The sequence below is a fragment of the Streptomyces sp. NPDC058291 genome (genome assembly GCF_042880855.1).
In the GTDB taxonomy this organism is placed as follows: Bacteria; Actinomycetota; Actinomycetes; order Streptomycetales; family Streptomycetaceae; genus Streptomyces.
In genome coordinates this window covers 1-22,721 of record NZ_JBHVYK010000115.1, presented here as the reverse complement: position 1 = coordinate 22,721, position 22,721 = coordinate 1, and the positions used below count along the sequence as shown (strand labels likewise).

Genomic DNA, 22,721 nt, shown 5'->3' with positions numbered 1-22,721 from the left:
TGCGGGTGAGTCGCGGCGGTGGGGTGGGGGCCCGCTTCGTTGGGGAGGGGGGCCCTCACCCGTCACTCGTTCGGCCCAGCTGACCGGGCGGCCGACGTTGCCGACCAGGCATTCTTGAGTGCGCGTCCCCCACCCACCTCCCTCCCCAGCTCTGCCGAGGAGGTTCCCTTGTGCGCCTGTTCCGTCGTCTCGCCCCCGTGATCGCCGCCGTCGCCCTCGTCCTGTGTCCGCCGTACGGCGCGCACGGCCACGCGCGCGTGCAGCGCCCCGAGCCGTTCGGCGCGGAGTGCAGGATCCAGGTCGGCGGCTCCCGCGTCGTCGCCCACTGCCACAACCCCTACGCCGACACCGACCGAGTCGGTCTGCACATCGAGTGCGAGCGCTGGTGGGACGTGGACACCGACGGCACCCCCACCGACGTCGAGCCCGCCCGGTCCGTGCGGCTGACCGGCCGCTGCTGGAAGGAGGTCGGGTCGGCCTGGGTCAGTCATCGGAAGCGGTGAACCGTCCGGGCCGGCACAGCAGCGGGTAGGCGGCCGCCTCCACCGCGGCCGCCTGCGCGTCGCCCGCGCGGACCGCGTCCACCAGCCGGGAGTGGTCCATGTACGTCTCGGGCGTCAGCTCCTCACCGACGTCCTCGCGCAGCCAGTCCCGCAGCACCTCGCCCAGGTCCGCGTACATCGCCGTCATGACGTCGTTGTGGGAGGCCGCCACCACCGCCAGGTGGAAGGTGGCGTCCGCCGTCACGAAGGCCTCCGCGTCGCCCGACTCCCACGCCTCCTCCCGCCGCAGCAGAAGCGCGTCCAACTGCTTGAGGTCCTTCTCGGTGCGCCGCTCGGCCGCGAGTTCGGCCGCACTCGACTCCAGCGTGGCGCGCAGTTCGGCGATGTGCCCGGGGTCGGCGTCCGCGAAGCGGCGGTGCATCACGCCCGCCAGCTCGCTGGTCGCCACGACATAGGTGCCCGATCCCTGCCGGATGTCCAGCAGACCGTTGTGCGCGAGGGCGCGGACCGCCTCGCGGACGGTGTTGCGCGCGACGCCCAGTTGCTCCACCAGCTCGGGCTCGGTGGGGATGCGCGCGCCCACCGGCCACTCGCCCGAGGTGATCTGGGTGCGCAGCGCGGCGATGACCTGCTCGGAAAGCGCCGAGCGGCGGGGATGACTCAGGGGCATGGCACACCTTCGCACGGCCCGGGCCGCCGAGGGGCGCGCGGGCATGGACAACCAATCATCCTATGATTCTATGATGGACGGCATGGCAAGCGAGCAGACCCGCACGACGTCCCCGCCCCTCCCCGCCGCCGCGCGGAGCGGGCCCCGCCCGCGCGTCGCCCCGCGCGCGCGGACGACACGACTGCTCGTCGTCGGCATCGTCCTGGCCGCCCTCAACCTCCGCCCCGCCATCACCAGCCTCGGCGCGCTCCTCGAAGAGGTCCGCGACGGGCTCGGCATGAGCGGCAGCGTGGCCGGGCTGCTCACCTCCGTGCCCCCGCTCTGCTTCGCCGCCTTCGGCGTCATGGCCCCGCGCCTCGCCCGCCGCTTCGGGCCGGGCGCGGTGGTCTGCGCGGGCATGGCCGCCATCACGGCCGGACTGCTCGTACGCCCGTACGTCGGGGGCACCGCCGGGTTCCTCGCCGGCAGCGCCCTGGCCCTCATGGGCATCGCCGTCAGCAACGTCCTGATGCCCGTCATCGTCAAGCGGCACTTTCCCGACCGGGTCGGCTCGATGACCGGCCTGTACTCGATGGCCCTCGCCCTGGGCACCTCGGCAGCCGCCGCGGTCACCGTCCCCATGACCGAGGCGCTGGGCGGCAGTTGGCGCACCGGGCTCGCGGTGTGGGCGGGGCTGGCGGCCGCCGCCGTCCTGCCGTGGCTGCCGCTGGTACGCGACCGGGGGACGGAACCCGGCGGCCGCACGACGCCGGACGCCGCGGGGCCGACCCGGGAGCCGCAGGGCCGACGGTCGGCGCAGGAGCCAGGCGAGCAGCCCGCCGGGCAGGCGCGGGAGGAGGGCTCGGCGCGGTCGGCGCGCGTGCCGGGGCCCGCCGCGCACGATCACGCGCGCGGGGTCCTGCCGCCCGTCACCGCGCTGCGCGTCACCCGCAGCCGGACCGCCTGGGCCCTGGCCGTCTTCTTCGGCCTCCAGGCCACCGCCGCCTACATCACCATGGGCTGGATGCCGCAGATCTTCCGGGACGCGGGCGTGTCCGCGAGCACGGCCGGGGTGCTCCTCGCCGTGACGATGGCGATGGGCGTGCCCCTGGCCTTCGTCATCCCGCGCGTCGCCACCCGGCTGCCCCGGCAGGGCCCGATCGTGGTCGCGCTCGGCGCCTGCGGCCTCGTCGGCTACGCCGGCCTCTACCTCGCGCCCGCCGCCGGGGCCTGGGCCTGGGCCGTGCTGCTCGGCATCGCCAACTGCGCCTTCCCACTGGCCCTCACGATGGTCGGCATGCGGGCCAGGACCGGCGCGGGCGTCGCCCAGCTGTCGGCCTTCGCGCAGAGCACCGGGTATCTGATCTCCATCCCGGGCCCGCTGCTGGTGGGCGTGCTCTACCAGCACAGCGGCGGCTGGGGGCTGCCCCTCGTGCTCATGGCGGCCCTGATGGTCCCGCAGACCGTCGTGGGCGTCCTGGCCGGCCGCGACCGCACGGTGGAGGACGAGGCCGCCGCGCGCTGACCCCGGCGCGGCCGCCGGGGGCCCGGGGTGCGAGACTGGCGGCATGCCAGTGATGGACCCGAATCCGCGGAACGGCCAGAAGAAGATGCTGCTCGTCTTCGGCTCGTTCCTGATCATCTTCGTGATCATCGCCGTCGTCGCGACCCTCGCCTTGCCCTGACGCCCCGCCCCACCAGCCCTGCGCTCCGACCAGCCCCGCGCCTCCACCGCCCTCGTCTCTCCGCCCGTCCGCCTGTCCGCCCGTCCGGCCTGAAACGGCGTCGGCGGAGCGGGGACAGGGGCCGGGATCAAGGGGGTAACCCCCCGTTCCCCTAGGGGGTGAAGGTCAGGGTCAAGTGGGTGGATCACCGGATGGGTGGACCGCCGCCGATTCCGTACCTTCGAAGGGTGACCGCGGGCAGCGATCACCGCCACGGTCCATGGACCACTCGAAGACGACGGAGGCGCCCATGTCGGCCCCAACGCACACCCGGCCCCACCCGGCCGCCCCCGGCGGCGTCGGCGCCCGGCTGCCCTGGTGGGCCCTCGCCCTCCCGACCCTCGCCTTCGTCACCCTTCTCCTGCTGATACTCAACCCCGCCGACGCCCAGGCGGCCGGCGGCGACCCGGTGATCAGCCACCTCGTCGAGCGCGTACAGATACTGATCGCCCGCTAGGACGGCGGCCCCCGCCCCCGTGCCGGTACCGGTACCGGTACCGCGCCGCCCGCCCGCCGCGCCGCACTGCCCGCCCGCCGCGCCGCCCGCCGTCCACGCGCCCGCCGCGCCGTCCGCGTACCTGTGAGAGGGGCCGCCGCACCGGCCGGAGCAGCTCCGGGCGGCTCGCGACCGCTGGTGGAGCCCCCTGTCAACTCCCTGCGCCTGCTGGCCTGTTTCATGCGAAGCTGGGACGCATGAGCGTCGAAGAACCCCGCAGGATCGTCCTCTTCCGCCATGCGAAAGCCGACTGGCCACAGGTGGCCGATCACGAGCGCCCGCTCGCTGAGCGGGGCCGTAAGGACGCGGCCGTCGCCGGACGCAAGCTGACCGACACCGGCATCCCCGTGGACCTGGCCCTGTGCTCCACCTCGATCCGCACCCGGGAGACCTGGAAGATCGCGGTCCATGAGTTCCCGCAGCGGCCGAAAACCGTCTACGAGGAGCGGATCTACGAGGCCTCCCCGGGCGAGCTGATCGCCCTGCTCAACGAGAGCCCCGACGACGTGCGCAACATCGTCGTGATCGGCCACAACCCCGGGATCCAGGGCCTCGCCGAGATCCTCTCCGGCCGGTCCGAGGGTGACGCGGGCGAGCGCATGCGACGCCGGGGCTTCCCGGCCGCCGCCTTCGCCGTCGTCTCCTTCGACGGCTCCTGGAAGGCACTGGAGCCGGGCGCGGCCGCGCTGCTCGACTACTGGGCCCCCGAGGAGTGACCTGACCGGCACGCACGAGGGCCCGGCACCGCTCCGGCGCCGGGCCCTGCTCGTCCTTCCGCGGGGCTCGTCCTTTCGCGGGTGGGGCGTCGCCGACGCCCGCCGTGCGGAGGCTACTGCTCGTCGTGCGTCTCCGCGGCCTCGACCTCTTCGCGGGTGATGCCCAGCAGGTACAGCACGGTGTCCAGGAACGGCACGTTCACCGCCGTGTGCGCCGCCTCGCGCACCACCGGCTTGGCGTTGAAGGCGACTCCGAGACCGGCCGCGTTGAGCATGTCGAGGTCGTTGGCGCCGTCCCCGATCGCGACGGTCTGCGACAGCGGGACACCCGCCTCGGCGGCGAACCGGCGCAGCAGCCGCGCCTTGCCCGCACGGTCCACGATCTCGCCGGTGACCCGTCCGGTCAGCCTGCCGTCGACGATCTCCAGCGTGTTGGCCTGCGCGAAGTCCAGCCCGAGCCGCTCCTGCAGATCGTCGGTGACCTGGGTGAAGCCGCCGGAGACCACGCCCACCTGGTAGCCGAGCCGCTTCAGCGTCCGGATCAGTGTGCGCGCACCCGGCGTCAGCCGCACCTCGGCGCGCACCTTGTCCACCACCGAGGCGTCCAGTCCCTCCAGCAGGGCCACCCGCGCGTGCAGCGACTGCTCGAAGTCGAGCTCGCCGCGCATCGCGGCCGCCGTCACCTCGGCGACCTCGTCCTCGCAGCCGGCGTGGGCGGCGAAGAGCTCGATCACCTCGTCCTGGATGAGGGTGGAGTCGACGTCCATGACGACGAGCCGCTGGGCCCGCCGGTAGAGCCCCGCGTCGACCACGGCGACGTCCACGCCGAGCACCGCCGCGTCGGTGACCAGGGCGGTGCGCAAAGGCCCGGCCTCCACACCGGAGACGGCGAACTCGACGGCGGTGACGGGGTACTTGGCCAGCCGGAAGATACGGTCGATGTTGCCGCCGGCCTTGGTGATCCGCGCGGCGATCGCCGCTGTCGCCTCCGCGGTGAGGGGATGACCGAGCACGGTGACCAGCGACCGCCCGAGACCGCGCGGCCGGTTGTCGCCGAGGCCGGAGATGATCTCCGCCTGCATCTTCATCGACTCGGCCCAGCTGTGGACCGTGGACCGCAGGTCGCCCTCCAGCCCGGCCGGCGGCTCGGTCACGAGCGCGCACAGCACCATCCGGCCCCGCGTGACGACCTGCTCGATGTCGACCACGTCGACGGAGTAGGCGGCGAGGGTGTCGAAGAGGCCGGCCGTGATGCCCGGCCTGTCCTTGCCGAAGATCTTGACAAGGAGCGTGGGGACGTCGGAGGGCGAGGTCTGCGAAGCGCTCATGGTGCACCCACCGTATCCGGCACCCGGCGCCGTTCGCCGCCCAGGTCCGCCTGACGGACAGGGAACAGTGGACGACGGCGAGGTGACGTGCGCCTCGACGGACGGTTGCCGATTGCCCGGCTCCGCCAACCGGCCTCGTCACCGCGGTCCACGCGGCGTCCTCGGACCCCGCGGCGGTGGGGGAGGGGGCGGCGGCGGGCCGTCGTCCGGGCCGGACGACGGCCGCTCACGGGGAGCGCGCGGCGGCGGCCCGATCGGACGCGCCACGGTCGGGGCGCCGTAGACGTCGTCCGGGCCCGGCGGCGGGGGTTCCTCGCGCCCTGAGCCCTCGTGGGACCGTGGCCGATCGGTCGTGCCGCCGTGGCCCGCTCCCGCCCCCGGTTTCGCTCCGGGCCCCGGTCCCGTCCCTGACCTGGGTTTCGGCCCGGCCCCCGGCCCGGCGTCCCCAGCCGGACCACGCAGGTGGTCCGGGACCCGCAGATAAGGGTTGGTGGCCGGGTTGGGCGGCCGGTACGAGGGCCCGCCCGGCGCATACGGCCCGGCCAGGTCGTCCGCGTACCCCGAAGGCGCCGGGAGCCGGACGGCCGCGCCCCCGCCCCGGCCCGCGTCGCCGCGCGCCGCCGGCGCGGCCAGTCGTCCCGCGGCGCCCGTGGCGCAGGCCAGCGACGCGCCGACCGCCCCCGCGCCCGCTCCCCACAGGGCGCCCAGCAGCAACGCCGTGCCGAGGCGCCCGTGCAGCTCGATCCCGGCCCCGAAGGCGTCGAAGCCCAGCACGGACAGCGAGGCGTTCACCGAGACGTCCGTCGACCAGGCCGCCGACGGCAACGCCAGCGCGGTCGCGGACCCCAGCCGCACGGCACACCACCCGACGAACCCGCCGGCGCCGCCTCCGCGAGCCCCGCCCCCCGGCCCCCCGGCCCCACTCGCCGGGACGTCGGCACCCGCGCCCCGGGAGCCGACCGCTCCCCTGGGCCCCGATCCGGCTGCTCCCGCCACCGGCCCGGTCCGCGGCATCGACGCCCCCCACGGCGTCCGCACCGCCGTCAGCACTCCCGCCAGCAGCATGATCAGTGCCGCCGCCACCGCCAGGAGCCACACGCGTCCGTCCAGCTCGGCCAGCCGGCCCAGCGTCACCGGCTGCCGCGTGCCCACCCCCAGCAGACCGTCCAGCGGGGCGGGCAGGACGGTCGTCAGAGCGCCCTTCGCCTGGCCGTCCCACGGCACGAAGAGGCCGATCGGGATGCCCAGCCAGACCCCGTTCGGAGCGCCGAGCAGCGCCGCCCCCGCGATCCGCCGGGGGTGGTCGTCGCCGATCGCCGCGTACGCCGCCGCCGCGAACCCGGCCGCCACCGCGATCAGTGCGACCGTGACGACGGCGGACGCCGCCGGCCGCACCACGCGGTGCACCGCCTGCCAGCCGTGTGGCAACGGCGAGCGGCGCGAGGCGAGCAGGGCGATCAGCAGGATGCCGAGCGACCAGCCGAGACCGCCGAGGAGGGTGGGCGCGGTGTCCACGGTGAAGCCGACGGCCGCCTTCGCGTGGACCAGGTCGCCGAGCCGGTCGGGCAGCAGCCCGCCGACGTCCCCGACGTCCCCCAGCCCGGGGATGTCCAGGCCGCCGCCCCCGCCGCCCCCGCCCGTGCCGGGCAGGCCGTCCAGGCCCAGCGCGCTTCCGTCGAGCGTGATGACGTCGTGTCCCGCCCAGGCGAGTCCGCCGAGCATCGCCACGAACAGCGCGACCACCGCCCCCGCGCGCGCGACGAGTTCGGCGGGGGCGATCACCGCGCCGGCCGTGCGCAGGGACCGCAGGAAGAACCACGACAGGAGCAGCGCGCCGACCAGACTCACCCCGAGTGGCGTGATCTCGACGGCCGTGTCCGCCTGCGCGCCCGACAGCCCGAAGGCGGACACGTCACCGGAGGGAGTGACCGAGCCGCCCGCCCCCAAGGCCACCACGGCGGCCGTCATCGTGCCCAACGAGCCTGCCGCGTCCGCCTTCAGCAGATGCAGCCCGAGCGCCGCGGTCCCGGCCATCCCGATCAACGCCCAGCTCACCGCCGCGACAGCGGCCAGCAGCACGTCCGTCCACGGCACGCCCCCGGCGCGCATCGTGCTCCCGCCGCCTTCGGCGCTCGTGCCGGCCCTCATGCAGACCCCCCGATCCGCGGTGCGGAACGGCGAAGATCGCCGCTTCCGTCCCCCTCGCGTGCTTTTACCACTCTCCGGGCCGTTTTCCACCCCGTCAACGGGAACGGCCGACCCGTGCGCGCGGGCTCTTCACAAGGCCCGACTTTCGGTCAGGGGGCCGCTACTGAAATAGTTCCCCCCGATGTTCGACATCCCTAGACTCCCCGTCGATGGGGCTAATTCGGGGGACAACTCAGTGGGGCTGGAGTGCCGGAACTCGTACTGGAATTGAACGGACGCACCTGGACGCTCGATCCGTCCAGGTCATACACCCTCGGACGTGATCCGCAGGGCGACATCGTCCTCGACGACGCCAGGGTCTCCTGGCGACACGCCACGGTCAGCCACAACGGCCGCAGTTGGGTCGTCGAGGACCACGGCAGCACCAACGGCACGTTCGCGCAGGGGCAGCGGATCCATCAGCTGGAGCTCGTCCCCGGTTCGGCGTTGCACCTGGGCAACGCGACCGACGGACCGCGGGTGAGCGTCTCGGGAGCGCAGGCGCCCGCCGCGCAGCCCCGGCAACAGCCGTACGCCGCGCAGGCCGCGAACCCGGGCTGGGCCCAGCAGGGCGCGCCGCAGCAGCAGTCCGGACAGGCGCCGCAGGCCGGCTGGCAGCAACCGCAGCAGCCGCAGCAGGCGCCGCACGTGCCGCAGCAGGGCGCGGGCGAGCCGTACGTCCAGAAGGTGCCCGGTGGTGGCGCGGGGGCGCCGCCGGTCTACGGCGACCGCAGCCCGACCACGTTCCACCAGTTCTCCCTCGGCCGGGTGATGCGCATCGGCCGTGCGCTGGAGAACGAGCTGGTCGTCTCCGACCTCCAGGTCTCCCGTCACCACGCCGAGTTCCACTCGATGCCCGAGGGCCGGATGGAGATCCGCGACCTCGGCTCGCACAACGGCACCTACGTCAACGGCCAGCCCATCCCCAAGGGCGGCTCGGTCCAGCTCGGCCCGTCCGACGTCGTCGGCGTCGGCCACTCGACGTTCCGCATCGTCGGCGACCGGCTCGAGGAGTTCGTCGACACCGGTGAGGTCTCCTTCTCGGCCCGCCATCTGACGGTGACGGTCGACGGCGGCAAGCAGATCCTCAAGGACGTCTCCTTCGGCGTCCCGGAGAAGTCGCTGATCGCGGTCATCGGACCGTCCGGCTCCGGCAAGTCGACGCTGCTCAAGGCGCTGACCGGCTACCGGCCCGCCAACCAGGGCGACGTCCTCTACGACAACCGCAACCTCTACAAGCAGTTCGCCGAGCTGCGCCAGCGCATCGGTCTGGTCCCGCAGGACGACATCCTGCACAAGGAACTGACCGTCAAGAAGGCCCTGAAGTACGCGGCCAAGCTCCGCTTCCCGGCCGACACCACGGCCGCCGAGCGCGACGCCCGCATAGACGAGGTGCTGCGCGAGCTGAAGCTGGACATCCACAAGGAGAAGAAGGTCACCTCCCTCTCCGGCGGCCAGCGCAAGCGCGTCTCGGTGGCCCTGGAGCTGCTCACCAAGCCGTCGCTGATCTTCCTGGACGAGCCGACCTCCGGCCTCGACCCGGGCATGGACCGCGATGTCATGCAGCTGCTGCGCGGCCTCGCCGACGACGGCCGCACGGTCCTGGTGGTCACCCACTCGGTGGCCGAACTCGCGATCTGCGACAAGCTGCTGGTGATGGCACCGGGCGGCGCCGTCGCCTACTTCGGGCCGCCCGAGGAGGCGCTGAACTTCTTCGGCTACGACACCTGGGCCGATGTCTTCTCCGCCTTCGAGAACTACCGCGACTACGACTGGGCGGGCCGCTGGAAGGGCTCGCAGCACTACCAGATGTACGCCGCGGACATCGACGCCATCGCGCCGCAGTCCGTACAGATGCCGCCGATGCAGGCGATGAAGCCGCCGAAGCCGCAGGGGTGGATGTCGCAGTTCGTCACGCTGGTGCGCCGCTATGTGTCGGTGATCGCCTCGGACAAGGGCTTCCTCGCCCTGACGGTGATCCTGCCGGCCGTCCTCGGCGCGGTGAGCCTGCTCATCGACTCCGGCAACAGCCTGCTGCCCAACCCGGTCAACCCGAAGACCGGGCGGATCATCCCCAACGGCACGGCCACCACCGTGCTGCTGATCCTCGCGGTGGGCGCCTGCTTCGCGGGCGCGGCGAACTCGGTCCGTGAACTGATCAAGGAACGGGTCATCTACGAGCGGGAACGGGCCACCGGCCTGTCCCGTTCCGCGTACCTGATGTCCAAGGTGTTCGTGCTCGGCGTGGTCACGGTGCTGCAGGGCCTGCTGGTCGGGGTGATCGGTTTCGCGAGCCGGGAGATCCCCAAGGAGGGCCTGGTCCTCGGCAGCGCGACCATGGTCGAGCTCTCCATCCCGGTCATGGCGCTGGGCTTCACCTCGATGATGTTCGGCCTGGTCATCTCGTCGCTGGTGAAGACGGCCGAGAAGACCATGCCGCTGCTGGTCATGTTCGCGATCATCCAGGTCGTGTTCACCGGCTGTCTGTTCACCCTGAACGGCGCGGTCGGCGTCAACGAGTTCTCGTACCTGATGCCCTCGCGCTGGGCCGTCGCGGCCGCCGGCGCCACGCTGGACTTCAACAAGATCAGCCCGCCCAAGGACGGCGGCGGCACGGACCCGCTGTGGGAGCACACCGTCGGCGCCTGGAGTCTGGACATGGCCGCGCTGATCGTCCTCGGCGTGATCTGCGGCTTCTTCGTGGCCCGCTTCCTGCGCCGCCACGAGCCCGAGGTCATGCGCAAGTAGTCCCTGCGTACGACGCCGAAGGGCGGCGCCCCCCGACCGGGGAGGCGCCGCCCTTCGCGCGTGGGGGGCGTCAGTACGCGCTGTTCACGTTGTCGATCGAGCCGTACTTGTCGGCCGCGTAGTTCGCGGCGGCGGTGATGTTGGCGACCGGGTCGTAGATGTTCCAGGACGTGCCGGCGACGTGGTACGCCGTGAACGTCGGCGGGATCACCTGCAGCAGACCCTTGGACGGGATGCCGTTGATGGCGTTGATGTCCCAGTCGTTGATCGCCTGCGGGTTGCCCGAGGACTCCCGCATGATGTTCTTGTGCAGCCCGTGGTAGCTGCCCGGGATGCCCTTGGACTTCATGATGTCCAGGGAGTGCTTGATCCAGCCGTCAAGGTTGTTCGCGTAGTGCCGGACGACGGCCTTCTTGATCGCGGCGCGCTTGGCGGACCGGTTCGCGGCCTCCTGGGCCTTGCGCGAGGCCGCGGCCTTCTTGTGCGCGGCCGCAGCCTTCTTGTGCGCGGCGGCCTCGGCGGCCGCCTTCTTCTTCGCGGCGGCGGTCTTGGCGGCGACGGCCTTGGCGGCCGCGGCCTTCTTCTTGGCTGCGGCGTCGGCGGCGGCCTTCTTCTTCGCCTCGATGGCGTCGACCTTCACGCTCGTCGTGGCCAGCTGGTCGGTCACACTGGCCTTGACGTCCTGCACCGGCTGGGAGCTGTAGGCGACCCGGGCCGAGGAGACGGCGTCCGTAGTGGTCGTCTGCGCGTCGGCCGGCACCACGGAGAAGGCGAGGGCGGCGGCACCGAGGGTGGCCGCACCGGCGAACGCGATCTTGTGAGTGTTCTTGGGCATGCGGAAGGACCTCTTCGAATTAGCGCGGAGGTCGCTCACTTCGTCCGACGGCGGACAGCGGGTGCTTTCGGCACGAGCGCCGCGGGCTGAACCCACGGCGCTGAGCGACGAGAGCAATTCTTAGCGGCCGCAAAATGCCCAGGCAAAGGTGTGACGTACGATCCTCGATAGTGGATCAGGGAAGGGCAAATCGGGACAGATGGAACCATCTGCCCCGTTCACCCGGCACCCCTTTGTCTCCTAATGACCCTAGTACGTGATGTGCGCCCTATGTGCGGGCTCACACCCCCCTCAGATCGTTCTCACAGCAGGTTGCCAAAGCAATGCTGTGCGTCAGGGCCCTGCTCCGGCAAAACGAGGTGCACGTCCCCGAACTCGTGCCATTGGTAGAGCCCGCGCAGCGCCTCGTCGTAGCCGCGCTCGATCGCCGCCCGCCCCGCCACCGCCTCCAGCATCAGCAGATGCGAGGCCTCCGGCTCGTGCAGCCCGGTCAGCAGCCCGTCCACCACCCGCACCCCGCGCGCGGGAGTGACGACGAGATCCGCCCACCCCGCACGCGCGCGGACCACCCCGTCGTCGCCGGCCGCCGACTCCACCGCCCGCACGGCGGTCGTCCCGACGGCGATCACCCGTCCGCCCCCGGCCCGCACGGCGCCGATCAGCAGCGCCGACGACTCGGGCACCGCGAACCGCTCCGGATACGGCGGCTCGTGCACCTCCGCCGAAGCGACCCCGGTGTGCAGCGTGACCGGCGCGAACAGCACCCCACGGCTCACCAGCTCGGTCACCAGGCCGGAGGTGAAGGGCCGCGCAGCGCTCGGCATCTCCGCACTGCCCGACCCGTCGGCCGACGGCAGGGCGAAGACCGTCTGGTAGACGGACAGCGGCTGGTCCCGCTCCGTGTAGGAGTACCGGATGGGCCGCCCGTACTCCCCCAGCAGCCCCGGCACGGCCCCGCCGGGAGAGACCCGGGCCCACCACAACCGCCCGCCGCCCGGGACCAGCGGCTCCTCCACGGTCAGCCGGACCCCTCCGGGCAGCCGCACCCGCGTACCCGCCGGCCCGCCCGCCCGCGGGCGCGTCGTGCCCGCCCCGTCCGGATCGCGCAGCTCGACCGCCCACCGCCCGTCGTCCCCGCGCGTGGAGAAGTGCACCACCACGCGCGCGTGCCCGATCCGCCCGTCCACGGCCGCCGCCAGCGTCGGGGACGTGTTCACCACCAGCACGTCCCCGGCCCGCAGCAGACCCGGCAGCTCCCGGAACGCGTGATGCGCCACCGCCGTCCCCCGCGACACCAGCAGCCGGACGTCGTCCCGGCCCCGCCCCGGCCCGCGCTGCTCGGCCGGCACTCGCGCCGACAACTCCTCGGGCACCCTGCGCCACCCGTGCGCGGGCTCGTGCGGGAGCCCCGCCGTCAGCGTCATCGCCGTCCCCCCAGGAGCGCCGGAGCCGCGTACCGCCCGCTCGCCGGACGCTCGTCCAGCAGCCGGAGGAAGGCGGGCGCCACCGCGGCCGGAGAGGGACGGGGGCCGTCGTCGTCCGGGACGGCCGCCGCGTACAGGTCCGTGGCCATGTCCCCGGGGTCCACCGCCCACACCCGCAGGCCCGGCTCCTCCTCCCCGAGCACGGCCGCGAGCCGGTCCAGCGCCGCCTTGGACGCCCCGTACCCGCCCCACGTCGTGTACGCCTCGACGGCCGCGTCCGAGCTGACGGCGACCACCGCCCCCGCCGACGCCCCGCGCAACAGCGGCAGCGCCTCCTGGACCAGGCCCAGGGCCGCCACCACATTGACCTCCAGCGCCCGCCGCAGCCCGTCCAGGGACAGCTCCTCCAGCCGCACCAGCGGCTCCGCGCCCAGCGCGCTCGCGTTGCTCACCAGCAGGTCGCAACCCCCGAGCCGCCGGGCGGCCGCCACCAGCTCCGCCCGGTGCCCGGCATCGGCGACGTCCCCCGCACGGGCCTCGACCCGGGTCCCGTACGACGCCACGGACGCCGCCGTCGCCTTCAGCGCCTGTGCCGTCCTGGCGTCGAGCACCAGGTCCCAGCCGCGCGCCGCCAGCGCCTCGGCCAACGCCCGCCCCAGCCCCTTCGAGGCGCCCGTGATGATCGCTACCGGCATGACAACCGTCCCCTCGTCCGACCGCCTCCGCTCGGCGGTGACCCCAACCTAGGAACGGGCCCGCCGCTCCCGCCTCGGACGCGGGACGCAGGCGGCAGGGTCCCTTCGTCGTACACCCCCCGCCCGGTCCGCACGGCGTAGGCCGACATGCCCCAGACCTCGGCCCTAGGTCTCCCGTCCCGTCGGCGGCCGTCATCGGTCGGATCCGCGCTGTCGGACCCCGCCGGTACCGTGAGGGCATGAGTCAAGGCCCCCGGTCCGGCCTCGCCGCGGTGAGCTCCGCGCTGCTGGCCATGAGCAGGCACCTGGAGGTGCGCGACGTCCTCAAGACGATCGTCGCCTCCGCCCGTGAACTGCTGAACGCCCAGTACGCCGCCCTGGGCGTCCCCGACGACCACGGGGGCTTCGCCCAGTTCGTCGTGGACGGCGTCAGCGACCGGCAGTGGAAGGCCATCGGGCCCCTGCCCCGCCAGCACGGCATCCTGGCGGCGATGCTCCACGAGGCCAGGCCCGAGCGCCTCGCCGACGTGCGCAAGGACCCGCGCTTCGAGGGCTGGCCCTCCGCCCACCCCGAGATGTCCGATTTCCTGGGCCTGCCCGTCCGCGACGGCGACGAGGTCATCGGCGCCCTCTTCCTCGCCAACAAGAACTGCGCCAAGCCCGAGGGCGGCTGCGGCTTCACCGAGGACGACGAGGAACTGCTCTCGATCCTCGCCCAGCACGCCGCGATAGCCCTCACCAACGCCCGCCTGTACGAGCGCAGCCGCGAACTGACCATCGCCGAGGAACGCTCCCGGCTGGCCCACGAGTTGCACGACGCCGTCAGCCAGAAGCTGTTCTCGCTACGCCTGACGGCCCAGGCCGCCGCGGCCCTCGTCGACCGCGACCCCACGCGCGCCAAGGGCGAACTGCAGCAGGTCGCCGCCCTCGCCGCCGAGGCCGCTGACGAACTGCGCGCCGCCGTGGTCGAGTTGAGGCCGGCCGCGCTCGACGAGGACGGCCTGGTCGCCACCCTGCGCACCCACGTCCAGGTCCTCGACCGGGCCCACACCGCCCGCGTGACCTTCACCAGCACCGGCGTACGGGCCCTGCCCGCCGCCCAGGAGGAGGCCCTCCTGCGGGTCGCCCAGGAGGCCCTGCACAACGCCCTGCGCCACTCCGGCGCGGACCGTGTCGACGTCACCCTGCACAAACGCGGCCAGGACACCGTGCTGCGCGTCACGGACGACGGCAGCGGCTTCGATCCGTCGACGGTCCGCCGGGCCGGCCGCCATCTCGGGCTGGTGTCGATGCGAGACCGGGCGAGCGGCGTCGGCGGCACGCTCACGGTGGAATCGGCGCCCGGCGAGGGCACCACGATCGAGATGGAGGCTCCCGGTGGCTGACGCAATCAAGGTGATGCTCGTCGACGACCACCAGGTCGTCCGCCGGGGGCTGCGCACCTTCCTGGAGGTGCAGGACGACATCGAGGTCGTCGGCGAGGCGGCCGACGGGGCCGAAGGGGTCGCCCTCGCCGAGGAGTTGCGGCCCGACGTCGTCCTGATGGACGTCAAGATGCCCGGCATGGACGGCGTCGACGCCCTGCGCAGACTCCGCGAACTGGCCAACCCCGCGCGCGTGCTGATCGTCACCAGTTTCACCGAGCAGCGAACCGTCGTCCCCGCCCTGCGCGCCGGCGCCGCCGGTTACGTCTACAAGGACGTGGACCCCGACGCCCTGGCCGGCGCCATCCGCTCGGTCCACGCCGGCCACATCCTGCTCCAGCCGGAGGTGGCCGGCGCGCTCCTCTCCCAGGACGAGGCCAACTCGGGCCAGGGCCGCGGCGGTTCGCTGACCGAACGGGAGCGCGAGGTGCTCGGCCTGATAGCGGACGGCCGCTCCAACCGCGAGATCGCCCGCGCCCTGGTCCTGTCCGAGAAGACCGTCAAGACGCACGTGTCGAACATCCTGATGAAGCTCGACCTCGCTGACCGCACCCAGGCCGCCCTGTGGGCCGTACGCCACGGCGTGGCCGGCTGAAGCGAGCCGATGAGGCGACGAGCCGACGCGCGTCGACCGGCGACCGCCGACAACCGTCGGCCGGCAACATGGAAGGTTGACTTCCGATCCGAGATTCATACCGTCGTGGGAATGTCCCCCGGATGGCGCATCCTCCGACGATCTCCGCCGTTCTCCTTGCATGCCGCGGCGATTGCCGCGGCGATCGCGAGGAGGGCTCAGAAGTGAAGAACCTGAAGAAGGCAGCGGCTGTGACGATGGTGGCCGGCGGCCTGGTGGCCGCGGGCGCCGGTCTGGCCTCCGCCGCCGACGGCGCCACCGCCCTCGGCGAGGCCAAGGGCTCGCCGGGCGTCGTCTCGGGCAACCTCGTGCAGGCGCCGGTCAACGTCCCGGTCAACGTGGTCGGCAACAGCGTCAACGTGATCGGCCTGCTGAACCCGGCGTTCGGCAACACGGGCGTCAACCGCTGACCTCGCGGCCAGGACCACGCAGGGGCCCGAGCGTCGACGAGAACGCGCGGGCCCCTGCGCGCACGACGGCGGCTCCCGACGCCCCCTCCCCGCCGGCAGCCCGGCGGCGAAGACGAGACCCCTTCAAGGCCCAAGGAGGGAGAACGCCTGCCGACGCGGCCGCCGAACAGGCGCACACCGACTCAGGAAGCCGACCGCCACCGCACAGCCCCCCGTTCACCGAACCGCCCGCTCACCGAACCCCCCGCTCCCGCTCCTCGACCATGGAGTTGTACGCGGCCACCAGCGCCCGCCGAGCCGTCCGCTCGACCGGCCGCAACGCCTCGGAGCGCGCGGCCATCTCCGCGGAACTGACCGCGCCCCCGTGCCCGTTCCCCTCGGCGAGGGACACCAGCAGCCCCACCCGCTGCGCCAGCTCCAGCACCCGAACCGCCCGCGGCGGATACCCCGGCGCCAGCACCTCCCGCCCCCGCTCCGACCGCGCCCGGTACGCGTCGATCGCCGCCTCCGCCACCGGCCCCGACCCGGCGACGTCCAGCCGCGACAACACCGCCGTGGCGTCGCGCAGAGCCTCCGCCAGCTCCCGTTCGGCCTCGCCCAGCGACGGCACGTCCGCCGGCGGCGCCTCCCGCACCGGCAGACAGTGCCACACCACCTCCACGTGCACGTCCCCGGCCGGGCCGGCCTCCGACACCTCGGGCACCAGCCCGTACCCGGCGCCGTGACAGACCACGGCCTCCTGCGCGTCCAGCGCCCGCGCGTTGAACTCGGGCGGTCCGCTCAACCCCAGCGGATGGCCGGACACGGGCAGCGCGACCCGCAGCCCGCTCACCCCGAGCGTCCGCAGCCGCCCCCACGCGAGCGTGAGGCCGACGGGCGCGGACTCGCCCGGCAGCCCCTCCACCCGGTGGACGGCGTCCTCCCCGACGACGGCGAGCACGGCGTCGTCAGGCGAGACGAATCCGGCCAACAGGGCATTTCCCCAAGCGGCAAGGCGACCAGAGCGCGGTTCCGAAAGCATGCCCCCAGCCTAAGGACCGGACCGATGGAACGGCCCGCCCGACCGGTGGCGTAGATTTTCCCGGAGGGCCGCGCCACCCACGCGCGGCGGTCCGTGCCACAGGCGCCCGCGACAACCGACCGGCCACACTGCAAGGGGAGACAACGCGCTCATGAGCGATGTTCTGGAGCTTCAGGACGTATCCGTGGTCCGTGAGGGCCGGGCTCTCGTGGACCAGGTCTCCTGGTCGGTCAAGGAGGGCGAGCGCTGGGTCATCCTCGGTCCGAACGGGGCCGGCAAGACCACCCTCCTGAACATCGCGTCGACCTACCTCTTCCCGAGCTCGGGCGACGTCTCCGTCCTCGGCGAGCCGCTCGGCAAGCCCGGCACCGACGTCTTCGAGCTGCGCCCGCGCGTGGGCATGGCCGGCATCGCCCTCGCCGACAAGCTCCCCAAGCGCCAGACCGTCCTGCAGACCGTGCTGACCGCCGCGTACGGCATGACGGCCGGCTGGCAGGAGGAGTACGAGGACGTCGACGAGCAGCGCGCCCGCGCCTTCCTCGACCGCCTCGGCATGAGCGACTACCTCGACCGGAAGTTCGGCACCCTCTCCGAGGGCGAGCGCAAGCGCACCCTCATCGCCCGCGCCCTGATGACCGACCCCGAGCTGCTGCTCCTCGACGAGCCGGCCGCCGGCCTCGACCTCGGCGGCCGCGAGGACCTCGTCCGCCGTCTCGGCCGCCTCGCCCGCGACCCCATCGCACCCTCGATGATCATGGTCACGCACCACGTCGAGGAGATCGCCCCCGGCTTCACCCACGTCCTCATGATCCGCCAGGGCAAGGTCCTCGCCGCGGGCCCCGTCGAGCTCGAGCTCACCTCCCGCAACCTCTCCCTCTGCTTCGGCCTCCCGCTCGTCGTGGAGCAGGTCGGCGAGCGCTGGACGGCCCAGGGTCTGCCCCTGTCCTGACCCCGTGCCGACCCCCTCGCGCCCTGTCGGCGACGAGACCCCGGCCCTACCATGACCCTGTGAACGACATCGACGCGTGGGTGTGGTGGCTGGTCGGCGCGGCAGCGCTCGGTATCCCGCTCGTGGTGACCGCGATGCCCGAGTTCGGCATGCTCGCGGTCGGCGCCGTGGCCGCCGCCGTCGCCGCCGGCCTCGGCCTGGGCGCCGTGGCCCAGGTCCTCGTGTTCATCGTCGTCTCCGTCGCACTCATCGCCGTCGTCCGCCCCATCGCGATCCGGCACAGCAGACAGCGCCCCCGACTGGCCACCGGAGTGGACGCGTTGAAGGGCAAGCAGGCCGTCGTGCTGGAGCGCGTCGACGGCTCGGGCGGGCGCATCAAGCTCGCCGGAGAGATCTGGTCGGCGCGCTCGCTCGACAGGGACCGCGCCTACGACGTGGGGCAGGAAGTCGACGTCGTGGACATCGAGGGGGCCACGGCGATCGTCATCTGACCTTGCCCAACTCCCGCACCACGCAAGTCGACCGAACACCTCGCGGGCCGCACGACGGTCTGTCAGACTCGACCAGCAAGATCTTCAACAGACATAAGATCTTCCGAAAGCGCTGAGGCGGAGAAGGGTACGGGGAGCCGCGATGGAACCGGTCATCATCGTCCTGATCATTCTGGTGGTGTTGGTCTTCATCGCCCTGATCAAGACGATCCAAGTCATCCCGCAGGCCAGCGCCGCCATCGTGGAGCGCTTCGGCCGCTACACGCGCACGCTGAACGCCGGCCTCAACATCGTCGTCCCGTTCATCGACACCATCCGCAACCGCATCGACCTGCGCGAACAGGTCGTGCCGTTCCCGCCCCAGCCGGTGATCACCCAGGACAACCTGGTCGTCAACATCGACACGGTCATCTACTACCAGGTGACCGACGCCCGGGCCGCCACCTACGAGGTCGCCAGCTACATCCAGGCGATCGAGCAGCTCACCGTCACCACGCTCCGCAACATCATCGGCGGCATGGACCTGGAACGGACCCTCACCTCCCGCGAGGAGATCAACGCGGCCCTGCGCGGCGTCCTCGACGAGGCCACCGGCAAGTGGGGCATCCGCGTCAACCGCGTCGAGCTCAAGGCGATCGAACCGCCCACCTCCATCCAGGACTCGATGGAGAAGCAGATGCGCGCCGACCGCGACAAGCGCGCCGCCATCCTCACCGCCGAAGGCACCCGGCAGGCAGCCATCCTCACCGCCGAGGGCGAGAAGCAGTCGCAGATCCTGCGCGCCGAGGGCGAGGCCAAGGCGGCCGCCCTGCGCGCCGAGGGCGAGGCCCAGGCCGTGCGCACGGTCTTCGAGGCCATCCACGCAGGCGACCCCGACCAGAAGCTCCTGTCCTACCAGTACCTCCAGATGCTCCCGAAGATCGCCGAAGGCAACGCCAACAAGCTCTGGATCGTACCCAGCGAGATCGGCGACGCCCTGAAGGGACTGTCCGGCGCCATGGGCAACTTCGGCCCCTTCGGCGGCGGTTCGGGCGGCAACAACTCCGGCAACGGCAACGGCAACGGTAACGGCGGCGGCAACGAACGCCGCGAGAAGCCCTCCATCGACTGACAGCCGACCCGCCGACCGCAGACGCGACCGGGGCCCGCCTTCCGAGCGAAGGCGGGCCCCGGCCGCATACGGAAGCGGGACTACGCGGCGTCCAGCGCCAGCCACTCCGGCAACGCCGCCAGGTCGTCCTGCCCCAGCGCCAACAGCATCGCGTCCGCCGGCGTCGGCTCGAAGGGCCGACGCAGCAACGGCATCGCCGCCTGCTCCGGAGTCCGGTCCGCCTTACGGTGATTGTCCTCGGCGCACGAGGCGACGGTGTTCAGCCACGAGTCCTGACCACCCTGCGCCCGCGGCACCACGTGGTCCACGGTCGTCGCCCGACGACCGCAGTACGCGCACCGGTGCCGGTCCCTGACCAGCACCCCCCGCCTCGACCACGGCGCTTGTCTTCGGAAGGGCACCCGTACGTATCTGCACAGCCTGATCACCCGAGGCGCGGGGATGTCGACCTCCACTCCGCGCATCCGCAGTTCGGGGTGGGCCTGTTCGACGACGGCCTTGTCCTGCAGCACCAGAACGACGGCTCGGTTCAACGTCACCGTCGACAGCGGCTCGAAGCTCGCGTTCAGCACCAGCGTGTCCCGCATACCAGCCCACCTCCTGTGTGCACCGGCCCGCCCCCTGGCGGGCTGGGATCAACTCTGGCCGGGCACGCCGAGATGGACAACGCAATATCTGCTGCTCCCACGGGAGGTGACCCCCGCGACCCCCGGCAACAAAAAATGCCCGCCTCTGATCACTTCCAAGACCAGAGGCGGGCAAACGTTCCCAGAACGATGAGCTGACTCATCCCTCCGCGGGAACTTCGTACTCACCGATCAGCTGCGCGCGGCCGAGGGTGTGGAACCGCAGGTTGAACCCGACCACGGCCGGCGAGGCGTCCGAGTCGGGACCGAGCTTCTCCTGGTCCACCGCGTACACGGTGAACACGTACCGGTGCGGCCCGTCCCCCGGCGGCGGCGCCGCCCCGCCGAAGTCCTTGCCGCCGTAGTCGTTGCGCGCCTGCACGGCGCCCTCCGGCAGTCCCGCGAACGTGTCGCTGCCCGCGCCCGCCGGCAGTTCGGTCACCGAGGCCGGGATGTCGAACACGACCCAGTGCCAGAACCCGCTGCCGGTAGGAGCGTCGGGGTCGTAGCAGGTCACGGCGAAACTCTTGGTGTCGGCCGGGAACCCCTCCCACCGCAACTGCGGCGAGGTGTTCCCCGCGGACTGGACCTGGGCGTCCTTGAGCTTCGCCCCTTCCTCGACGTCCTCGCTCGTGACCGTGAACGACGGCACCGGCGGATGGAAATCGTGGGGCAGCGGCCGCCTCTTCAGCTCGGTCACCTCGACACCTCCTGATCGATCGGAAAGGCACTCCCTCGGAGCCTACGACCTTCGTGCCCGTCACCCGAGACGGGCACGGCACGCGCACAGCGCAGCGGGCCCGGAACGCCGTACGGCACTCCGGGCCCGCTTCCCGCCTCAGTCCTTCGTCCGGGTCCTAGAACCAGTTGCGCTTGCTGCCGACCTCGGACAGCCACTGGTTGAGATACGCCGGCCAGTCGGTGCCCTGGTAGTCGCTCAGGCCCACCTGGAACGAGCGGAACGTGTCGCTGCCCTCGCTGAACAGACCGGGCTTCTTGTCCATCTCCAGCACGACGTCCATCGCGTGCTCGTCGGCCACGAAGCTCAGCTCGACCTGGTTCAGCCCCCGGTACTGCGACGGCGGGAAGAACTCGATCTCCTGGTAGAACGGCAGCCTCTGCCGCGTGCCCCGGATGTGACCGCGCTCGAGGTCCGCGTTCTTGAAGCGGAAGCCCAGCTGGATGAAGGCGTCCAGGATGGCCTTCTGCGCGGGCAGCGGGTGCACGTTGACCGCGTCCAGGTCACCGGAGTCCACGGCGCGAGCGATCTCCAGCTCCGTGGTCACCCCGATGTTCATCCCGCGCAGCGCCTGGCCGTCGATCATCGTGACCGGCGTCTCCCAGGGGATCTCCAGCCCGAACGGCACCGCGTGAACGGCCCCCGCCTGCAGTTCGAAGGCGCCCCCGAGCCGCTGCTTCGTGAACTCGATGTCCTGCTTGTACTCCTGGTCGCCGCTCTCGACCTCGACCTTGGCCTGCAGCCCGACCGACAGCCCCTCGATCCGCTGGTTGACGGATCCGCCCTGGATCCGCACCTCGCCCTGGACGACACCGCCCGGAACGACGTTGACCTCGGTCAGCACCGTCTCGACCGAAGCCCCGCCGGCCCCCAGACTCGCGAGCAGCTTCTTGAACGCCATGATTCTCCCTCTACGACCTTCTTCGGACGGGATCCCTCGATCCCTACAAACGCGATCCCGACGTGGCCGGTTCCGCGCCCCACACCCTGACAAGCCGAGCGCCCGCTGACCACCCCGACGCACCCGCCCGTCTGCACTACGCTCGGAGGGCATGATCGCGACCACCGACCGTACGCCCCTGCCCAGGACCTTCTTCGACCGCCCTGTCCTGGAGGTGGCCCCCGATCTTCTGGGCCGTCTGCTCGTCCGCACGACCCCCGAGGGCCCGATCGCCCTGCGCATCACGGAGGTCGAGGCCTACGACGGCGGGAACGACCCCGGGTCCCATGCGTTTCGCGGCCCCACGGCCCGCAACGGCGTGATGTTCGGCCCGCCCGGACACGTGTACGTCTACTTCACCTACGGCATGTGGCACTGCATGAACCTCGTCTGCGGCCCCCAGGGCGTGGCGAGCGCCGTCCTGCTCCGCGCCGGCGAGATCGTCGAGGGAGCCGAGCAGGCGCGTAAACGTCGACTCTCGGCCCGGGACGACAGGGAACTGGCCAAAGGCCCCGCCCGCCTGGCCACCGCTCTGGACGTGGACCGAGCCCTCGACGGCACGGACGCCTGCGCCGCAGGGGAGACCCCCCTGCGGATCCTGACGGGCACCGCGGTCCCCTCCGACCATGTGCGCAGCGGTCCGCGCACCGGAGTGTCGGGCGACGGCGCCGCCCACCCATGGCGCTACTGGGTCGCCGACGACCCGACGGTGAGCCCCTACCGGGCACACGTCCCCAGGCGCCGCCGAAGTTGACTCGCCCGTGGACGGCGCGTAACGTAGCCCAAGCCGCTTGACCCGGGTACGGCGATCGCCTGCAGCCGGAAGCGGCCAACCCACTACCTACGACGTCCCTCAGCGGGAGCGAATTCGGCATGCCTGCATGCCTGAATTCCACCCGGCGGAACTCGATTATGAGTTGCAGAGGGAATCGGCTAACGTAGTGAATGTCGAGAGGCCGACGGGGCGAAAACCCAAAGGCCCACGACAATCCCGCCGACAGGGAATCGGATCGAGAAAACGGTCTGATAGAGTCGGAAACGCAAGACCGAAGGGAAGCGCCCGGAGGAAAG

Annotated in this window: 23 protein-coding genes; 13 read left to right on the top strand and 10 right to left on the bottom strand. The window is 72.2% G+C overall.

From position 1 onward, the window contains the following. The first annotated feature begins 170 nt into the window (after positions 1-170). Positions 171-503, top strand: coding sequence for a hypothetical protein (locus ACFVYK_RS34800; RefSeq protein WP_389780738.1), 333 nt, complete (start codon positions 171-173; stop codon positions 501-503). On the opposite strand, the gene ACFVYK_RS34795 is transcribed toward ACFVYK_RS34800, so the two are convergent. Beyond that, positions 484-1,173: a FadR/GntR family transcriptional regulator gene (locus tag ACFVYK_RS34795; protein WP_389780737.1), complete on the bottom strand. Its 690-nt coding sequence runs from the start codon at positions 1,171-1,173 to the stop codon at positions 484-486. The two genes, ACFVYK_RS34800 and ACFVYK_RS34795, sit on opposite strands and share 20 nt — an antisense overlap. 82 nt (positions 1,174-1,255) lie before the next feature. Between ACFVYK_RS34795 and ACFVYK_RS34790 the strand changes: the two genes are divergently transcribed. From ACFVYK_RS34790 to ACFVYK_RS34775, 4 genes are all read left to right on the top strand, one after another. After that, positions 1,256-2,677, top strand: coding sequence for a CynX/NimT family MFS transporter (locus ACFVYK_RS34790; RefSeq protein ID WP_389780736.1), 1,422 nt, complete (start codon positions 1,256-1,258; stop codon positions 2,675-2,677). 43 nt (positions 2,678-2,720) lie between these two features. Then, positions 2,721-2,837, top strand: a complete 117-nt coding sequence (locus tag ACFVYK_RS34785; RefSeq protein WP_389780735.1) for an SGM_5486 family transporter-associated protein — start codon at positions 2,721-2,723, stop codon at positions 2,835-2,837. A gap of 289 nt (positions 2,838-3,126) precedes the next feature. Continuing rightward, positions 3,127-3,333, top strand: coding sequence for a hypothetical protein (locus tag ACFVYK_RS34780; protein WP_389780734.1), 207 nt, complete (start codon positions 3,127-3,129; stop codon positions 3,331-3,333). A 236-nt stretch (positions 3,334-3,569) separates the two neighbouring features. Further along, positions 3,570-4,088 (top strand): SixA phosphatase family protein, encoded by a 519-nt coding sequence (locus tag ACFVYK_RS34775; protein ID WP_389780733.1) that lies wholly within the window; start codon positions 3,570-3,572, stop codon positions 4,086-4,088. 113 nt (positions 4,089-4,201) lie between these two features. Here ACFVYK_RS34775 and serB read toward each other — a convergent pair whose 3' ends face one another. Continuing rightward, entirely contained in the window at positions 4,202-5,416 is a 1,215-nt protein-coding gene (serB, locus tag ACFVYK_RS34770) for a phosphoserine phosphatase SerB (RefSeq protein WP_389780732.1), read from the bottom strand. A 138-nt stretch (positions 5,417-5,554) separates the two neighbouring features. After that, complete coding sequence (locus tag ACFVYK_RS34765) at positions 5,555-7,564, bottom strand: streptophobe family protein (RefSeq protein ID WP_389780731.1); 2,010 nt, start codon at positions 7,562-7,564, stop codon at positions 5,555-5,557. A 246-nt stretch (positions 7,565-7,810) separates the two neighbouring features. Here ACFVYK_RS34765 and ACFVYK_RS34760 point away from each other — a divergent pair, with 246 nt between their 5' ends. After that, a complete protein-coding gene (locus ACFVYK_RS34760) occupies positions 7,811-10,351 on the top strand; it encodes an FHA domain-containing protein (RefSeq protein WP_389780730.1) in 2,541 nt (846 codons plus the stop codon). Positions 10,352-10,421: 70 nt separating this feature from the next. On the opposite strand, the gene ACFVYK_RS34755 is transcribed toward ACFVYK_RS34760, so the two are convergent. The 3 genes from ACFVYK_RS34755 to ACFVYK_RS34745 all read right to left on the bottom strand — a co-directional run bounded on the left by ACFVYK_RS34755 (position 10,422) and on the right by ACFVYK_RS34745 (position 13,305). Next, positions 10,422-11,186, bottom strand: coding sequence for a transglycosylase SLT domain-containing protein (locus tag ACFVYK_RS34755; protein ID WP_389780729.1), 765 nt, complete (start codon positions 11,184-11,186; stop codon positions 10,422-10,424). Between the two features lie 302 nt (positions 11,187-11,488). Continuing rightward, positions 11,489-12,610: an S-adenosylmethionine:tRNA ribosyltransferase-isomerase gene (locus tag ACFVYK_RS34750; RefSeq protein WP_389780728.1), complete on the bottom strand. Its 1,122-nt coding sequence runs from the start codon at positions 12,608-12,610 to the stop codon at positions 11,489-11,491. Then, on the bottom strand, positions 12,607-13,305 hold the full coding sequence (locus ACFVYK_RS34745) for an SDR family NAD(P)-dependent oxidoreductase (RefSeq protein ID WP_389780727.1): 699 nt from the start codon (positions 13,303-13,305) through the stop codon (positions 12,607-12,609). Before ACFVYK_RS34745 ends, ACFVYK_RS34750 begins: the two co-directional genes overlap by 4 nt. A gap of 239 nt (positions 13,306-13,544) precedes the next feature. Here ACFVYK_RS34745 and ACFVYK_RS34740 point away from each other — a divergent pair, with 239 nt between their 5' ends. The 3 genes from ACFVYK_RS34740 to ACFVYK_RS34730 all read left to right on the top strand — a co-directional run bounded on the left by ACFVYK_RS34740 (position 13,545) and on the right by ACFVYK_RS34730 (position 15,773). Continuing rightward, on the top strand, positions 13,545-14,690 hold the full coding sequence (locus ACFVYK_RS34740; protein ID WP_389780726.1) for a GAF domain-containing sensor histidine kinase: 1,146 nt from the start codon (positions 13,545-13,547) through the stop codon (positions 14,688-14,690). Further along, a complete protein-coding gene (locus tag ACFVYK_RS34735) occupies positions 14,683-15,324 on the top strand; it encodes a response regulator (protein ID WP_389780725.1) in 642 nt (213 codons plus the stop codon). The genes ACFVYK_RS34740 and ACFVYK_RS34735 overlap by 8 nt, the downstream gene beginning before the upstream one ends. Before the next feature lie 203 nt (positions 15,325-15,527). Further along, positions 15,528-15,773, top strand: a complete 246-nt coding sequence (locus ACFVYK_RS34730) for a chaplin (RefSeq protein ID WP_389780724.1) — start codon at positions 15,528-15,530, stop codon at positions 15,771-15,773. 232 nt (positions 15,774-16,005) lie between these two features. Here ACFVYK_RS34730 and ACFVYK_RS34725 read toward each other — a convergent pair whose 3' ends face one another. Beyond that, positions 16,006-16,794, bottom strand: coding sequence for a hypothetical protein (locus ACFVYK_RS34725; protein ID WP_389780723.1), 789 nt, complete (start codon positions 16,792-16,794; stop codon positions 16,006-16,008). Positions 16,795-16,945: 151 nt separating this feature from the next. Here ACFVYK_RS34725 and ACFVYK_RS34720 point away from each other — a divergent pair, with 151 nt between their 5' ends. From ACFVYK_RS34720 to ACFVYK_RS34710, 3 genes are all read left to right on the top strand, one after another. Beyond that, positions 16,946-17,743, top strand: coding sequence for an ABC transporter ATP-binding protein (locus tag ACFVYK_RS34720; protein WP_389780722.1), 798 nt, complete (start codon positions 16,946-16,948; stop codon positions 17,741-17,743). Positions 17,744-17,802: 59 nt separating this feature from the next. Next, positions 17,803-18,234, top strand: coding sequence for an NfeD family protein (locus ACFVYK_RS34715; RefSeq protein WP_389780721.1), 432 nt, complete (start codon positions 17,803-17,805; stop codon positions 18,232-18,234). Positions 18,235-18,376: 142 nt separating this feature from the next. Continuing rightward, a complete protein-coding gene (locus tag ACFVYK_RS34710; RefSeq protein ID WP_389780720.1) occupies positions 18,377-19,345 on the top strand; it encodes an SPFH domain-containing protein in 969 nt (322 codons plus the stop codon). Positions 19,346-19,425: 80 nt separating this feature from the next. Here ACFVYK_RS34710 and ACFVYK_RS34705 read toward each other — a convergent pair whose 3' ends face one another. The 3 genes from ACFVYK_RS34705 to ACFVYK_RS34695 all read right to left on the bottom strand — a co-directional run bounded on the left by ACFVYK_RS34705 (position 19,426) and on the right by ACFVYK_RS34695 (position 21,611). After that, on the bottom strand, positions 19,426-19,932 hold the full coding sequence (locus ACFVYK_RS34705; RefSeq protein WP_389780719.1) for an HNH endonuclease: 507 nt from the start codon (positions 19,930-19,932) through the stop codon (positions 19,426-19,428). Positions 19,933-20,131: 199 nt separating this feature from the next. Continuing rightward, positions 20,132-20,671 (bottom strand): YbhB/YbcL family Raf kinase inhibitor-like protein, encoded by a 540-nt coding sequence (locus tag ACFVYK_RS34700; protein WP_389780718.1) that lies wholly within the window; start codon positions 20,669-20,671, stop codon positions 20,132-20,134. A 157-nt stretch (positions 20,672-20,828) separates the two neighbouring features. Next, positions 20,829-21,611: a sporulation protein gene (locus ACFVYK_RS34695; RefSeq protein ID WP_389780717.1), complete on the bottom strand. Its 783-nt coding sequence runs from the start codon at positions 21,609-21,611 to the stop codon at positions 20,829-20,831. A 151-nt stretch (positions 21,612-21,762) separates the two neighbouring features. On the opposite strand from ACFVYK_RS34695, the gene ACFVYK_RS34690 reads away from it, so the two are divergent. After that, positions 21,763-22,404, top strand: coding sequence for a DNA-3-methyladenine glycosylase (locus tag ACFVYK_RS34690; protein WP_389780716.1), 642 nt, complete (start codon positions 21,763-21,765; stop codon positions 22,402-22,404). The last annotated feature ends 317 nt before the right edge of the window (positions 22,405-22,721 follow it).